Annotated in this window: 11 protein-coding genes; all 11 read right to left on the reverse strand. The window is 65.2% G+C overall.

The genetic code is table 11. The annotated features are described in order from the left end of the window. Positions 1-90 precede the first annotated feature (90 nt). Entirely contained in the window at positions 91-1,014 is a 924-nt protein-coding gene (gene tagQ, locus PSH94_RS25355) for a type VI secretion system-associated lipoprotein TagQ (protein WP_181076249.1), read from the reverse strand. An 84-nt stretch (positions 1,015-1,098) separates the two neighbouring features. Continuing rightward, positions 1,099-2,811: an SUMF1/EgtB/PvdO family nonheme iron enzyme gene (locus PSH94_RS25360; RefSeq protein ID WP_181076247.1), complete on the reverse strand. Its 1,713-nt coding sequence runs from the start codon at positions 2,809-2,811 to the stop codon at positions 1,099-1,101. Further along, positions 2,804-3,988 (reverse strand): ABC transporter permease, encoded by a 1,185-nt coding sequence (locus tag PSH94_RS25365; RefSeq protein WP_305436001.1) that lies wholly within the window; start codon positions 3,986-3,988, stop codon positions 2,804-2,806. The genes PSH94_RS25360 and PSH94_RS25365 overlap by 8 nt, the downstream gene beginning before the upstream one ends. Beyond that, the gene (locus PSH94_RS25370; protein ID WP_181076575.1) at positions 3,988-4,692 is read right to left on the reverse strand and encodes an ABC transporter ATP-binding protein; all 705 of its coding nucleotides are present in this window, start codon (positions 4,690-4,692) and stop codon (positions 3,988-3,990) included. The genes PSH94_RS25365 and PSH94_RS25370 overlap by 1 nt, the downstream gene beginning before the upstream one ends. Further along, positions 4,692-7,688, reverse strand: a complete 2,997-nt coding sequence (locus tag PSH94_RS25375; protein ID WP_305436002.1) for a serine/threonine-protein kinase — start codon at positions 7,686-7,688, stop codon at positions 4,692-4,694. Before PSH94_RS25375 ends, PSH94_RS25370 begins: the two co-directional genes overlap by 1 nt. Beyond that, a complete protein-coding gene (locus tag PSH94_RS25380; protein WP_181076242.1) occupies positions 7,685-8,404 on the reverse strand; it encodes a PP2C family serine/threonine-protein phosphatase in 720 nt (239 codons plus the stop codon). The genes PSH94_RS25375 and PSH94_RS25380 overlap by 4 nt, the downstream gene beginning before the upstream one ends. Further along, on the reverse strand, positions 8,405-9,058 hold the full coding sequence (tagF, locus tag PSH94_RS25385) for a type VI secretion system-associated protein TagF (RefSeq protein ID WP_305436003.1): 654 nt from the start codon (positions 9,056-9,058) through the stop codon (positions 8,405-8,407). Then, a complete protein-coding gene (tssM, locus tag PSH94_RS25390) occupies positions 9,055-12,555 on the reverse strand; it encodes a type VI secretion system membrane subunit TssM (RefSeq protein WP_181076239.1) in 3,501 nt (1,166 codons plus the stop codon). Before tssM ends, tagF begins: the two co-directional genes overlap by 4 nt. Next, positions 12,552-13,841 (reverse strand): DotU family type VI secretion system protein, encoded by a 1,290-nt coding sequence (locus tag PSH94_RS25395; protein ID WP_181076237.1) that lies wholly within the window; start codon positions 13,839-13,841, stop codon positions 12,552-12,554. Before PSH94_RS25395 ends, tssM begins: the two co-directional genes overlap by 4 nt. Before the next feature lie 6 nt (positions 13,842-13,847). Further along, complete coding sequence (tssK, locus tag PSH94_RS25400) at positions 13,848-15,182, reverse strand: type VI secretion system baseplate subunit TssK (RefSeq protein WP_253509797.1); 1,335 nt, start codon at positions 15,180-15,182, stop codon at positions 13,848-13,850. 15 nt (positions 15,183-15,197) lie between these two features. Next, positions 15,198-15,707, reverse strand: a complete 510-nt coding sequence (gene tssJ / locus PSH94_RS25405) for a type VI secretion system lipoprotein TssJ (protein WP_181076234.1) — start codon at positions 15,705-15,707, stop codon at positions 15,198-15,200. Positions 15,708-15,723 lie beyond the last annotated feature (16 nt).

The following is a 15,723-nucleotide window of genomic DNA, read 5'->3' on the forward strand; positions in this document are numbered from 1 at the left end:
AGCAGTGTAGCGATTTGCCGGAAGAACGCCACCGATCTCACGCTTTAGCGGGAGATCGGCTGGCGTTTAACGCTTATAGCAACATGTTACTTAAACGTTAGGGCAAGGCACCGGTGCCCAGTCGGCCAGGTTTGGATCGCGGCAGGTGCCTTCGATCTGTGCCTTACCGGCGTTGGCGACCTGCTTGCTTTCAGCTTGCTTGGTCTGCGCGGTCTGCAGGGTTTTCTCGGTCGCGACGGCTTCTTTCGGCACCACCGGCAATACCGGTTTCTTGGCCGGTTTGACAGCCTTCTTGCCCTTGGTCGGAGCAACGACCGGGGTGGTATCGGCGGTGGCCACCGTCACCACGTCGTTGCGCTGCACGCCCACCTGTTGCAGGTCTTTCTCGTAGGCCTGGGTGTAGTTGTTCAGGTCCTCGGCGGCTTTGCCGTTGACTGCCACGATCAGGTCGTTGGATTCCTTCAGGCCGGCGACGATTTCCGCCAGGCGCTTGCGGCCTTCGGTGTCGTTGACGGTCTTGGCCTTGCGGTCCGCGACGAGCTTGGTGAACGCGCTCTGGTAGCACTGCTGCGAAGCTTTGGCGTAGGCGGTGCTGCGGTCGATGTCGGACGCGCTCTTGTTGACGTCAGCCGCGTAGGACGCAATGCGCTGGTTGTCGTCGGCAATCTGCTTCTGACGCTCGGTGTAGTAACCCGCCGCGCCGCCGGCCAGGGCACCGCCGGCAGCGCCGATGGCCGCGTTACGGCCACGTTTTTCCTTGTCACCGCTCAACACGCCGAGCAGTGCACCGCCGGCGGCACCGATGGCCGCGCCGGTCACAACCGACTTGGTCATGTCCGAATCGGTCGCACGCAGGTGCTGCACCGGCTCGTAGCAGCTTGGGTAATACTCGACCTTGGTGCTGGACGCGACCTTGGAGGCTGGCGACGTGGCGCAACCTGTCAGCACGGTGCTGAAACCGGCTGCGATCAGCAGCAGGTGACGCTTGGAAACCGCCTTACGGGAAAAAAGCATAAGTTGTGTTCTCTTCTAAGTTTGACTTGCCCAGCACGGCCCATGCCGCCTGAGTCCCTTCCAAGCTCGCCATACAGCCAACGATCAAGACCGCTGACCGCTCGCTGCGAGCAATTCCTTCAAGATCGTTGCCGGGTCGGCCCGCTGTTGCTTGCGGTAGTTGCCGACATGGCGAACGAACAGTGTTGCGCGCGTCACCAGGCTCTTACCGAGCACCGGCTTGCGATCCAACTCTTCCTTGATCCTTTGAAACTGCGCCTGGATCACCGCATCGGTATAGCGCGTGCCGGTGGCCAGGTTGTCAATATAGATCGCCACTGCGCCATCGAGCGCGCTGCGGCCGTTATCGATGGCCGTGGCGAACAGCTGCGCACTGGCGTCGTCCTTGGCGTCGACGGCCTGCTGACGACTCTTCTGCAGGTTCATCAAACGAATGTTGTAGTTACTGATGGTCTCGGCCACCAGGGCTGCCGACTGGATCAGATTACCCGCCGCCTCTTCGCGTTGCTGGGCGATCAGCGACACGTTGCGCTTGAGCTCCTCGTTGACCAGCCCCAATTCGGCTTGCAACTTGGGGTCGACGCTGGCGGCGATGATGCTGTCCAGGCGCTTGGTCGGGTCCTGAGCGTCGTCGATGGCGTCGGTCAGCGAAGCCAGGCGGCCTTCTTTCTGCCACTGCGCAAACAGCTCCTTGTAGCGCGAACGCGGCGCCGACAGTGCGCCAATCGCCACGCGGAAACCGGTGGTCTCGTTGCTTTGCTCGGTGCCATCGGCGGCGAACAACGGATACTCGCGGCGCATGCCGGTGAACAACGTGCCCTCGCCTTCCAGGTAATTGCCGCCCTTGACCACAAACCCGCCGTAGGTGCCCTGGCGGCGCCCGGCGTGGACCAGCTGGAAGGATTCCTGGACCATTTCCGCAGCGTTGCCAATCACATCGAACATGCCGATCGGGTTGGGCAGCTTGGTGCCGATGGGCATCAACCGCGCCGCCTGGCCGGTGCCGCCGGCCACTTGGTTGAAGACGGCGTAGTCGCCCAGCGGGCCGTCACTGTCGCTGCCTTCGGCGCGGCGCGGGAACAGGCGGCCTTCCAGGTCCTGCCGGCTCACGGCCTGGGCGCCACGGGCGGCAAATTCCCACTCCACTTCGGTGGGCAGGCGCACAAATCCTACACCGCCATCATCCTCGGACGAACCGCGACCACTGACCGGCAGCGCATCGCGGTGATATTTGAGCAGCCAGGCGCTGTAGACCGCCGAGAACCGTTCGGCCTCGAACCTCGATAACTTCACCTTGGGCAAACGCGCGGCCATGCCGGTCGGCGCATCACAGGCCGGAGCCGGTTCGCCGCTGGCCAGGGATTGCGCCTGGGCCATCACCTGGGCGTACTGGCGCGCCGTCACTTCGTACTTGCCGATGAAGTACAGCATCGGCTTGAGCGGCGTCTTGGCGTCGGTCTTGGGCATCAACGGCGTGATGACCTTGCTCCAGTCCTTGGGCAGGTCCTTGAGGGTGAACTGACCGTTGATAAAGTCGCGACGGTAGCCGGAAATAAACGACTGTTGATAACCCGCTTCGCCTTCACTGAACGGATAGCCAAGGCTGATCTCGCGGTCGTCCAGAGTGCCCTGGGCCAGCACATAGGCGTAGCGGAAGACCATATTGCCTTCGCACGGCAGCGGCAGGCTCACGTCATCCGGCAACGGTTTGGGGTTGTCGAGCTTGTCGCTGGCTTCATCGGCCCAGGCCAGCGAGGCCAGGCTCAGCGCCACACAGGCGCCCAATAACTTATACATCTCTGATCCCTTCAGAAGCCTGGATACGCGCCACGCGCCAACCGCCACACGCCGCCGCCACGGCGCTGATGCCGAGCACGGCAACCAGGGCCAGGCCATAGTGATGCGCCAGCAGGCGGCTGGCGTGTTCGCCCGGCACCTGCACGAATAATTGATTCAACCCCGCCTCGGCCAGGCCATATAACCCGGCGCTGAGCACGGCGGCAAGGCTTGCGCTGTACAGCGCCTGCAGCACGACAAACAGCAACAGCGCGCCGGTGGAAAACCCCAGCAGGCGCAGCACCGACAACTCCCGTCGCTTGCGCGCGACAGCGGCCAGGGCGCCGGCAAAGATCGCCGCAAACGCCCCGGCCAAGGCCAACCCGGCGATGATCCAGAACACGATGGACAGGTTACGACTCAGAGATTGCACCTGAGCAATGTTCAATGCCTGGGTCGACACCAGCATGTTCTGTCTGGCAAAAAACACCCGTAACGGTTCCACGTCGTTGAGGCTACGCGCATACAAACGAAACGCCGGGTAGACGCGCTGCTCATTCGTGCCCACGGCCTCGCCCTCCCATCCCAGCGCCGGCACCGCCCGGCCGTCGCGATAATCTTCCGCCGCCTCGAGCAGGCCCAGCCCGGCGAACAATCCGTCGCGGGCAAACGCCTCCAGGGGCAACACCGCCAGCACCTGCAGCCGTGTATGGCGGGCCTCGACACGCCCGGCCACTTGCCGCGCGAAACCGGTCTCCAGCCAGTCACCGGGCCGCGCCGCAAGTTTCTCGGCGGCGGTGTGGCTCAGGACGATCTGCTCCAGCCCCCGAGGCACCGGCAAGCCGCCGAGCAGGGGATCGCCCGGCGCGGTCGGCAGCATCTCCAGCACCAAAGTGCCCACCTGCGCCGTCGCCGCAATCTGCCGCGTACGCGGGATGGCGAACGCCACGTCCGGCCGTTGACCCAGTTGCTCGATAAACTCGCTGTTGAATCGACCACCGCCCAGCGGAATAATTTCACGGGTGGCCGGGTCCGTCTCCAAACGTTGGGTCAAACTGCTGACCAGTCCGAATTTCAGGCCGAACAACACCAGCAACGGCGCGATCACCGCCACCAGCGCCAGCACCGAGCAGGCCGACAGCCAGGTGTCGTTGCGGTAGTCCTGCCAGGCGAGCGACGCCACCAAAGGAAAGCGCATCAGCCGGCCTCCCCCAGCGTGGCCGTGACGCCGCCGTCGCTGTCGCGCCGGCAACGAATACGCCGCACCTGCAAGCCACTGGCGCGCGCCAGGGGCTCATCGTGGGTGGCGATCACACAGGCGGCACGGTGTTCGCGGGCCTGGGCCAGCAACGCTTGCATGACCCGCTCGGCATTCAGCGGGTCGAGAGACGCCGTGGGCTCATCCGCCAATACCAGTTGCGGCGCGTGGGCCAGGGCCCGGGCGCAACTGACGCGCTGGCGCTGGCCCACCGACAATGCCGAGGGTTTCTTGGCCAACTGATCGCTGATCTCCAAGTGTTCGGCCAGGCGCGCCACGCTGCCGTCGTCCTTCAGGCCGAGCAGTTGGCGGGACAACGCGATATTGCCGCGCACATCCAGGAACCCCAGCAGCCCACCGGTCTGCAGCACATAACCCAGGTGCTGACTGCGCAACCGGGCCAGGGCCGATTGCTGATCGGCGCGCCACAACCCGGCGATATCCTGCTGATTGAACTCAAACCGGCCCACCTGATCCGGCGCCAGCACCAGTGCGAGCAGGTCCAGCAAGGTGCTTTTGCCGCAGCCGCTGGGCCCGACAATCGCCACTTGCTCGCCCGCGCGCAGGTGCAGTGCCGGAATCACCAGGCTGTAGCGCTGGCTGCCGGCGCCCCGGCTCTTGTGCACCGCGCTCAGGTTCAGCATCACGGCAGCGTCGACAATGGCACGCGGTACAACGCATCACCCGGCTCGGCATCGCCAAAGCTGACCCAGTTGGCCACGTCGTTGTGGAAGGTTTCGTAGAGGCGGATTTTCGAATCCAGCTCGTCGATGAAGTCTTCCTGCTCGGCCACGCTCAATGACAACCACAAATCCTGGGTCATGTTCAGCGACTTGCTGCGGTACGGCAGGCCTTCCAGGTATTCGCCGAGGATGCCGCCGTCGGCCAGATTGCCGCCCTTGCGCAGGGCCTGCGGGTCGCGGCTCATATAAGCCGACGCACTGGCGATTTCCTGGAAGAAGTCCTTGGGCGAGGTCTGGGTTTTGCGCGCCGCGTCGACGATCAGTTTCAGCGATTGCTGCAGGTCGTTGAGCTGCAGTTTGGTCAGCATCACGCACACCTGGAACGCCGGCAGCGCCGGGTTGGTCAGGTCGCGGTCGGCGGTCCAGGCGCTGACCAGTTGCGGCGCCTGGCTCGCGGTTTTGCGGCCGAGAAAGTCCATGTGCATCGCATAACCGACCGCCGCGGATTTGTCCGCCAGGCTCGGCGCGGCGCTGAGTGTCGGCACCGCTTGCGGCGTATTGCTGCGCACTTGGTGCACGAGGTTGGCGAACACCGTGCCGATCTCATCCACACGCTCGCCCAGCTTGCGCACATCGCCGCCGGGCACCGGTGTGTAAAGGTCGCCGATCTGTGGGTTGGCGTCGGCGGTAAGGATGCGGTACTGGCTTTCGGCGCCGGCGTGGGTTTTCTTGCCGGCGTCGGTGCGCAGGTGCAGGGCGTAGATTTTGATCTGCTTGCCCAACGCGGCCTGGCGCACTTCGGCTTCGTTCATCTGGGTGGCGGCGAACGGGTCGTTCTTGCGCAGCGCGCCGGCGTCGGTTACCAACAGGATGATGCGGCCACCGTAGCCGGACCAGTCCATGCCTTCGACCGCCTGCATCACCCCGGCAAACGCGTCCTCGTTGAACGAATGGCTGGAAACCGTCGAGGCCTTGACCTGGCGCGCCATGTCGAGAAAACGCTGCGGGTCGCGGCCCTGGTCGAGGGTGATCAAGGTCTTGGCCACGTATTCCAGGCCGGGCGTTTTCTTGATGCTGTTGCGAAAACCCACCAGCCCGAAGCTGACGCTGTCGAGCTCGCCGCGTTCGGCGATACGGGTTTGCAGTTCGTGCACCACGTCGCGGACCTGGTCGATATAGGGCTGCATCGACACGGTGGTGTCCACCACCAGTACCACGGCGGTGCGAAATGCATCGGCGTTGGCGTTGAGCACTGGCGTCGACGGCTTGGCCACCGGGCTGCTGCCTGGGTCGATGGAGGCCACGTTAAGCAACTGCACCGGCTGGCCGTTTTCGTCGAAACTCTCTTTGGAATCGAAGATCGGCAGCAGGTAGAACTGGTTCTGCGGCACGGCGCTGGCGGACGGTTCCAGGGCCAGCACCTGGCCGTTGTCTTCGCGGTTTTTCTGCGCCTTGACCAGCACGCCTTTGGCGGCGGCGGGGTCGGCGAGCAACTTCTCGACTTCGCCGGATTGACGCAGGAACATCACCGGCGCACGGCCCGAGCGTTCGGTGAACTTGAGCACCAGGCTCTGCTTCCAGTCGCTGACCTGGGCAGCCGGTAACCACCCGTCGCTGCGACCATCGGTGGCGGCGCCGACGCGCACCCACGGTTGGCCGTCGATGTCTTTACGCTGGTACACGTAGAGCACGGAGAACGCCGGCAGCGTTTTGCCCGGTGCACCGCCGGCATCGCTGGAGAGTTTCGCGCCAGGCTTGCTCAGCACGCGCTGGAACAGGGTTTTCTTGCCCGCCATCAGCAACGGGCGGCCGCCGCCGTCCGCTTCGGCCACTGCCGGTTTCGCCTCTGGCGGCGCGGTCGGCGTCGCTGGCGGTTTCGGCAGGCTGGCGGTGGGCGCGGCCGCTGGCGTATCGCTGCGACTCATCCACCAGTAACTGCCCCCGCCGATGGCCAATGCCACCGCGACCGCCACGGCCGCCAAGGCCAGCACCGGTCCACGCCGCTGCTCGCCGTGCTGGGTTGGCTTGACCACCGGCTGACGCACCGGAGGCGGCGCGGGCTGGGGCTTGTCGGTGGGGATTTCGATGGATTGCGGCGTAATCCCCGCCAGATCGAAACTGAGCGGCAGCGGCGCCGGGCGCACCAGGGTCGCCTCCGGCGAATCGGCCGGCAGTTGATCCAGCGCCAGCAGCAACGCCGCCGCATCCGGGAAGCGATCGGCGGGGTCCTTGGCCAACAGTTTGCGCAACACCGCTTGATAACGGCCGTGGTGCACCGGCAACTCCGGCAACGGTTCGGTCAGGTGCGCCAGGGCGGTGGAGAGCGCATCGGTGCCGTTATACGGCAGCTCGCCCACCAGGATTTCATACAGCACCACGCCCAGGGCGTAGAGGTCGGCGCGCCCGTCGATCTCCTGCCCGCGTGCCTGCTCGGGGCTCATGTAGCTCGGGGTGCCCACGGCGAAACCGGCCTGGGTGAACTGGGTGCGGTCGTCAAGGGATTTGGCGATGCCGAAGTCGGACAACACCGCCGTGCCGTCGGCGCGGAACAGGATGTTCGCCGGCTTGACGTCACGGTGCACCAGGCCCTGGGCATGGGCGTAACCCAACGCCGAGGCGATCTGACGGATCAACGTCACGCCCTGCTCCGGCGTCATGCCGGCGGCGATGCGCTCCTTGAGCGTGCCGTTGGGCAGGTATTCCATGGCCATGTAGTACAGCTCACCGACATTGCCGATGTCATGGATGGTCACAGTGTGCGGGTGCGAAAGGCGCGCCAGGGTCTTGCCCTCGCGCAGGAAGCGCTCGCAGAAACTCGGGTCGGCCGCCAGGGCCGCCGCCATCACCTTCAACGCCACCTTGCGCTCCAGTGAACGCTGGGTGGCCAGGTACACATTGGCCATGGCGCCTTCGCCGATCTCGCCTTCGATGTCATAACCCGGAATCAGAATGTTCATGCCGATACCTTCACGACAATGGCGGTGATGTTATCCGGCGCGCCTCGGTTGAGGCCCAGATGCACCAGGCTGCGCACGATTTCATCCGGCGCGTCATGGCCCAGCACTTCACGGATCTCATGGTCTTCGACGGTTTTGTTGAGGCCGTCGCTGCACAGCAGGTAAGTGTCGCCGGGGGCGATCAACAAGTCGACCACCGCCAGGTCCAGGTGCGCCTCCACACCGATGGCGCGGGTGACGATGTTGGCGCGCGGGTGCACACGAGCGTCGGCTTCGCTGAGCAAACCGCTGTCTTGCAGGTCCTGCACGTAGCTGTGGTCGCGGGAAATGCCTTCGAGCACGCCGTCGCGCAGGCGATACAGGCGACTGTCGCCGGCCCACAGGCACACGCCGCGCAGGCCACGGGCAGCGAAAACCACCACCGTGCTGCCCATCATGGTCACGCCACGGTTGGCGGTTTCCTCGCGCACGGCGGCGTTGATACGGACCAGGTCGTTGCGCAGTGCCGCCGTGTATTCATCCAGCGAGCGACCCAGCGGCACGTTGCGCAGGCTGTCGACGATCAGGCTGCTGACGTAATCGCCCGCCGCATGCCCGCCCATGCCATCGGCCACCACCCACAGGCGGTTCTCCGGCAGGTCCAGGCACGCATCTTCATTGACCTGCCGCACCATGCCCACATGGCTTTTGCTCGCGGATTTGTACGTCGACCCCATCTACACCACACCTTCTTGTCCGAGCAAAAACTGCGCAAAATCGCTGGCGGCAGGCAGGCCCTGACACCGCAATAAACCAGGAGAAATCTGTTGCGAGCCGCGCCCCCACCACAGGCTGGCGCCTTCGCATGCCTGTTCGGCCAGCGCGGCCAGGCGGCCTTGGGGCTCGGTCGCGACGACGCGCTGCAGACCGGCGAAACGGCCGTCGAGGGCGCGCGGCTCGGTGGTCGGCACACCCAGACGGTCGAGCCCCTCGTTGAAGCCTTCAAAGGTCGCGCCGCTGTCCAGGGTACCCAGCAGCAACGCTTCGACCTGCTCGAACCAGGCGTCCGGCCCGCCCACCAGCGAGGCGGGGTTGGTGTTGTGATCCAGCAGCGCCACCACCGCCAGCGGGAAGTACCGCCCGACCCGGTCGATGCTCGGCATCACCACCCCGGCGGCGGCGTCCGGCCCGCAGACGCCCGGCGCCAGCACAAAACGCCACAGCGGGCTGACCAGGTACGCATTGAGCCAGCCAGCGCCCAGGCTGTTCTGGCTGGCGAGCAACCCCGCCGCCAGCCAGCTGTCCCACGGGCCGATAAAGCTCTGGGGCAAGGCGCGGCTGACGAAATCGCCACGGCTGGCCAATTTGCCGTAGAAGCCCAACGTCGTCATAGCCGCTCCGGCAGGCTGAAGCCGCTGAGCACGCGGCTCTTGAACGGGTTGAAGGCACTGTTGGCGCGCAGCTCGTAAGCGATACTCGCGCCATCGACGCGCAGGCGCAGGTTGAAACGGTCCGGTGAGTTGCCGGGGGTCAGGTCCGACTGTTCCAGCAGGCGGAACCAGGCCCACGGGCCGTCGAGGGTTACGCCGGAACGGCCACTGGCCGACGGCGGCATGATGGAGATACGCACCACGCCAATACTGCCGGGGTTCGGCCATTGCATCGCCACCGGACGACTCGGGCCATGGTCATAGCTCAGTTGCTGGCCGTCCAGGTCGAGCAGGAACTGGGTGATGCTTGGGTCCATCGACACCGGCTTAAGCTCGAAACGCACAATCGGTTGGGTGCCCCCGGAGCGGAAGAACGCATCGCGAATCGTCGCGGCGCGCTGGAAGGTCTGCAGCACGCCCGGCGCGATCCCCAGTTTCTGCGCCGCGCCCGGCTGCCAGCGCCAGGTTTGCGCGGAGGTGTCCACGTAGGGCTGCAGGTATTTGCGGAAATAATTGTCCATCACCCCGCCGACGCCGAAGAACTGGCCGAAATCATCCAGCGTGGCGTCCCGCGCGCTGCCGGGCGACATCGGATAACGCCCCGCCAGCGACTGGCGATACACGTTGACCACTTCGCTGACCCAGGCCGCGTTCAGTTGGTTACGCACCCCGCCCATCATGCTGTTGGTGGTGGAGTTGACCACCGACTTGACCATGCCCTGCACCAGCGGCGGCTGGCGTTCGGCATTCAGGCTGACGCGCGTAGCCGCAGCCGCTGCCTGGTTCTTGGCCTCGCCGAGCAGCGCGTCGCCACTGGCGCCGACCATCGCGCTGACCTGCACATACAGCGCATTCATGTCCGCCAACAGGCCGTCGATGGCCGCCGGCTCGCCTTCATTTTTACTGACGATGCTGTTGAGTTCGGCGAAGTGCGCGGTGACCGGATCGTCCGTCGCCGCCGGCGCGTTGGTTGTGGGTTGCTCCTGACCCAGCAAGCTGCCGAGGCGCTCCTTGAGCTTGTCGACGCCGCCTTCCACCGGCGCGCCTTTGGCCGCCAATTGGCGTTCTTCGGCTTGCAGGTCGGTTTCCTTGGCCACCGCCACCAGCAGCTTTTTCAGCGGCGAGGTCGGCCCGGAAATCACCCGCAGCACATCGGCGGCCTGGGCCACGCTGGTGATCGGCACAAAGTCGATGTCGGCGAGCAAGGCGTCCCATTGGCGCTGGTAGTCCTGGAAATACAGGCGGCGCACATCGGCGGCCAGGCTCACCACGTTCTGCTGATCGGCCTGCTCGCGGCCCAGCACCCACTGTTCTTCGGCCAGCGTGCCGGTCTGGTTCAGGCTGCTCAGCAGGAATGCCTGACGATAACCCTTGGCGGTAAAGAACCCACTCAACGGCTCGCCCAGGGGCTTGCCGCTCTTGCGGCTGAACACCAGCGCGGCATCACGCCCGGCGGCTTCGTTGATGCGAAAGTCCGGGATGCCTTCGGGCAGTTTCTGGCGTTTGACCCGGTCATACACACGCTGCGCCACCGGCAACTGTTGCAGTTGGCGGCGCAGGTCGTCGATCAGGCGTGGGTCCAGGCGTGCGTTCGGCGGATGCCGTTCGAACAGGGCCTGCAAATGCCCGGCCAGCGCCTGGCGCTGATCGGCCGGCAGATCCCGTGGCAGGTTGCGGTCCCAGTCCAGGGCGATCCACGCCTTGATGAAATCCGGGTCGTAATGCTCGCTGTCGGCAAGCATCAGGTAAGCCTTGAGGCCTTCGTAGAGGAAGTCGGAGTTGCCGCCGCCGTGCAGTTGCTCCTCGATGCGCGTCACCAGTCGCGGGGCGAATACGGCGATCAACAATTTGCGGTAGACGCTGGCGGACTCGGCTTCGAGCATGTCGCCCTGGTACAACCCCAGGCCCTCGGACCAACTCGGCGAATCCCCCGCCAGGTTTTTCACCGCATTGAGCAGCGGCAGCACCGCGAGCACGTCGCGCTGCGCCGGGCTGAGGTTCTGTACGGTCTGGCCCAGGGGCGCGACCTTCTGGTCGACCTGGGCGATATAGGCCTGGTTGGCGCGATAGCTCACCCACCACAGGCTGCTGACCACGATCACCAAAGCCACGGTGGCCGCGAGTACACCGCGCGCAATCCACTTGCGCCGGCGTTCGACTTTCGGGTTCACACCCACCAGCCCACGCTCGGCAAAGGCCACGGCGGTAAAGAGTTTTTCGATGAAATAACTGCGCCCGGTGCCGCTCTGGCGCGCCAGGTGCTGGCGGTCCAGGTTCATGCTCTGGGCCATGGCGCCGATCAGGCGGTCAATCGGGCTGCCTTCCTGGGTGCCACTGGTGAAGTACACGCCACGCAGCAATACACGCTCTTCAAAGGCGTTGGGTTTAAACACGCCCTCAAGGAAACTCTGCAGGCAATCCTTCAAGGCGCCGAATTGCTGCGGGAAGCCGTAGATCAGGTCGCGCCGCGCCGGGTCGCGCTCTTGTTGCAGACGTTCCACCAGGCGCTCGTTGAGACGCTGTTCGAGTCCGGCGAACTCGCTCTGCAGGTGCGCCAGCGGGCTGTCATTGTTTTTACCGTCGTCCAGGGCAAAGGTCATGCCCCACACCTGGGCGCGCTCTTCCTTGCTCAGGTTGTCGAAGAACTCCATGAAGCCGGGGACCAGATCGAGCTTGGTCAGCATCAGGTAGATCGGAAAGCGCACGCCCAATTGCGTATACAGCTCCTGGATCCGCAGGCGAATCGCCGCCGCGTGGGCGGCGCGCTCGGCGTCGGTGCCGAGCAGCAGATCCGAGAGGCTGATCGCAATGAATGCGCCGTCGATGGGGCGGCGCGAGCGTTGTTTTTTCAGCAGGTCGAGAAAGCCCAGCCACGCAGCTTTATCCACCGTGGAGTTGCTGTCCTGGGTGGTATAGCGACCAGCGGTGTCGAGCAGTACGGCCTGGTCGGTGAACCACCAGTCGCAGTTACGCGTACCGCCGACACCGCGCACCGCACCGGCGCCCAGCTGCGCGGCCAGCGGAAAGTGCAGGCCGGAGTTGACCAGCGCGGTGGTCTTGCCCGAACCCGGCGGACCGATGATCACGTACCACGGCAGTTCGTAGAGGTTGCGCCGCTCGTCGCCGCCCAGTTTGGCTTTCTTGAGCAGCGTCAGGGCCTCGTCCATGCGCTGGCGCAGGGTGGCGAGTTCTTCGGCGGTGGCCACGCTGTTGGGGTCCACCGGCGTATCCGCCGCCAGGCTGCGCATCACTTCGGCGGCCTGGCGGCGCGCCTGGATAATGCGGAACACGCGGTAGGCGATCCACACCGCGAACATCAGGACGATCAACGCCCAGCGGCGGCCTTCCGGCACCAGCACGTCGAGCAGCGGCCCGACAAACCAGATGATCAGGCTCAGGGCGATCAGGCCCAGCACCGGGATCACCCAGCGAATCATGAAACTGAAAAACGCCTTCACTCGACGCCCTCCGCCAATACGGTGATTTCAACCCGACGATTGCGGGCGCGGCCTTCGGCTGTGCTGTTGGTGGCCAGCGGCTCGGTGTCGCTTCTGCCCTCGGCACTGAAGCGTTCGGCCTGGCCGGTCTTGGCGGCAAGAATCTCCAGCACCGACTTGGCCCGCGCTTCCGACAACGCCCAGTTGGACGGGAAGCGCAGCGTGGCAATCGGACGGTTGTCGCTGTGGCCCGTGACGCGGACCTGGCCCTTGACCTTACGCACGGCGTCGGCAATGCGCAGCATCAACGGCTGGTAGTCATCGACGATGCTGGAGCTGGCGGACGCGAACAACTCGTCGCCACGAATGGTCACCACGGAGCGGTCGACCTTGTCTTCCACCGCGACGCGCCCGGCCTTGATGTCTTCCGCCAGGAAGCCGGCCAGACGCGGCCGCTCAATGACCTTGGGCTGCGCCACCGGACGGTCGATGGCCTGCACCGGGATCTCGCCCAGGGCATGGATATTCTTGAACACCGGTTCGGCCTGCGCCGCCAGCAGCATGCGCAACACGAACAGCAGCGCCAGCAGCAGCGCCAGGCCGATGGCCACGGCGATCCACGGCGGCATGAATTGCGCCAGGCGATCTCGCGCCACGGTCACACCGCGCCAATGCGGCGACAGCTCGCGCTCGTGCTCGCCACGGGCACTGCGAATGGCCGCGGCGGTGCGTTCGCGCAGGGCTTCCAACTGGCTGCGGCCGTCGTTCATCACGCGGTAGCGACCTTCGAAACCCAGGCACATGCACAGGTACAGCAACTCCAGCAGGTACAAGCGTTCCCGTGGGCTTTGCAGGCAATGGTCGAGCAACTGGAAGACTTTTTCGCCGCCCCAGGCTTCGTTATGCACGGTGATCAACAGGCTCTGCTTGCCCCACTCGCTGGTGCTGCCCCACGGCGTGCTCAACACCGCCTCGTCCAGAGCGGTGCACAGCGCGTAGCGCGCCAGCAGCACTTCGTTGCGCGCCACGCCGGCGGCCTCGGCACGCTCTTCGAACTGGCGCAGGTAGGCCAACAGTTGCGCGCGCAGGCTGGCCGGCGCCGGGTGGGCGATGGTGTTGCGCAGCCGCGTCAGCAATGCCAGCAACGGGCCGGCGGCGCTTTCCAGCGGGTTGAGGCCCTGGCTCTTGCCGGTGAGCATCGGCGCGGCCGGCACTGACAAAGGCGCGGGCTCTGCACGCGCGGGTTCCGGCGCACGGCCCCCCGGGCGCGGCATGAACTGGGTGCGGTCGTCATCATTGGGATGCATCGCTGATTATCCTCGGATCGCCCAGAAGGCCAGGTTCAAGCCCGGGAACTGCCCGGCGATGTGGAAAGCAAAACCACCGGAGTTGCTCAGTTGCTGCCAGTGCTCGCTGCCCCGGTCCAGCTCGTAGTAAGTCGAGCCTGCGTGGTACGGCAATTGGCGCGGCGCCACCGGCAACGGCACCAGACCGATGCCCGGCAACTGCAGGTTGACCATGTCGCGGATGTGTTCAACCGACCCTACCTTGCTCTGCTGGCCGAAGCGCGCGCGCAGGGTTTCGCCGGGTACATCGGCACGCACCACCAGGATGAAACTGGCGTTGTCGAGCAGGGTTTTGTCGGCCAGCATTGCCACGTGGATGCCATAAGCTTTTTCCACAATCGGGATTGGCGTGGCTTTACTGTCAATCAGCATCGACAACGCTTCGCGCAATGCCGCCATTACCGGGGCGAAGCTGACGGCCAGATCGTCGTGCTGGTATTGCGGGTATTCCTGAGGACGACGGCCCGAGGTGGAGAACGTGGAAAACTCCCCGGCCAGGCTCACCAGTTCACTGAAGAAACGCTCCGGGTGCAGCGGGCTCAACTGGCTGAAATGCTGGATCAGCGGCTGGGCGCGGTTGACCAGTTGCAGCAGCATGAAGTCGGCGATCTCCGAGGCGCCGCCGGCGCCCGAGGCCACCACGCGGCCGGCCAGGGCCTCGCCACGCTGGTGCAGCAGGCCCAGCAATTCGCTGCGAAACGCGGTGAGCGGTTTGCTCGCGGCCACGTCCAGCACCGGTGGGATGTAGCTGTCATCGAGCACCAGCGCGCGGTCGGCGCGTTTTTCCTTGATGCGTACCACACCGATGGCGGCGTAATCGCTGATGCCATCCTGGGCGGTGAGCAGGCGCAGCGCCCGAGAACCCACGGCCACCGGCGCGCGGTTTTCGAACGGTGCGTTGTCATCGCGTACTTCGCGCACCTGGCTCACGTAACGCGCGGCTTCCAGGGCTTCGCCCTCGTCGACGGTGTCGCGCACGCCGGCCCGCTTGAGTGGCAAGGCCAGGTAGACCAGGCCGTCGCGCAGGTTGTCATCGATGTTCAGCGGGCTGGGCGCCAGGTCGTCCTGGGGAATATTGAACGGTGTGCCGTCAGGCAACAGGCCCCGCGCCGAGACGATGGCCAGCTTGCCCTGGGCCAACAGGCCCTGGTCGATCAGCAACTCGGAAAAGCCCCAGGCACCGGCGGACAGCGGGCGGCTGCGGGCGTCGATCAGGTTTTCCAGGTAACGGTCATGCTGCTGGAAGTGCTGCGTTCCGATGAACATGCCTTCCGACCAGACCACGCGATTGTTCCAGGACATGGGGGCTCCGATTGCTTATTGGGCAGGGCTGGATGGGGTAACCACGACGTCGGCGCGCACCGCGCGCACATCGAGGCTGATCTGGTATTCGGTGTATTGACGCGCCGGCACATTGATCACCGTGCGCCACTGCGCGCGATCGAGTTCGCGGTAGCCCACCAGCAAGCCGATCTGGCGCGTCGACGGGTCGAGGTCACGCTGAATGCTCAGTTGCTGGCCGGGCTGCACCATCACTTCGTCCTGGTCCAACAAGTCCAGGCCCAGGGTCGATTGCGCACGGTCGGCCAGGGCGAAATAGTCGGAGCGGGCAAATGTGGCGGCATTCTTCAGTTCGAAAATCCGCACGCGCACCGGGGCGGCCTGGCCATTGGCGCCGGGGTTGAGCCCGGCAATGGCGTGAAAGTGCAATTCGACCGCAGCCGTATCCGCTTCAGCCTCGGCGGCGGCTTCGGGTTTGGCGGCGTCTTTGGCACACGCCGTCAGCAGAAGCGCGGTGGCGACTGCGAGTAAAAACCTGGGAATCATCCTGCGTCCTCAATGA

The sequence above is a fragment of the Pseudomonas sp. FP2254 genome (assembly GCF_030687695.1).
In the GTDB taxonomy this organism is placed as follows: Bacteria; Pseudomonadota; Gammaproteobacteria; order Pseudomonadales; family Pseudomonadaceae; genus Aquipseudomonas; species Aquipseudomonas quebecensis.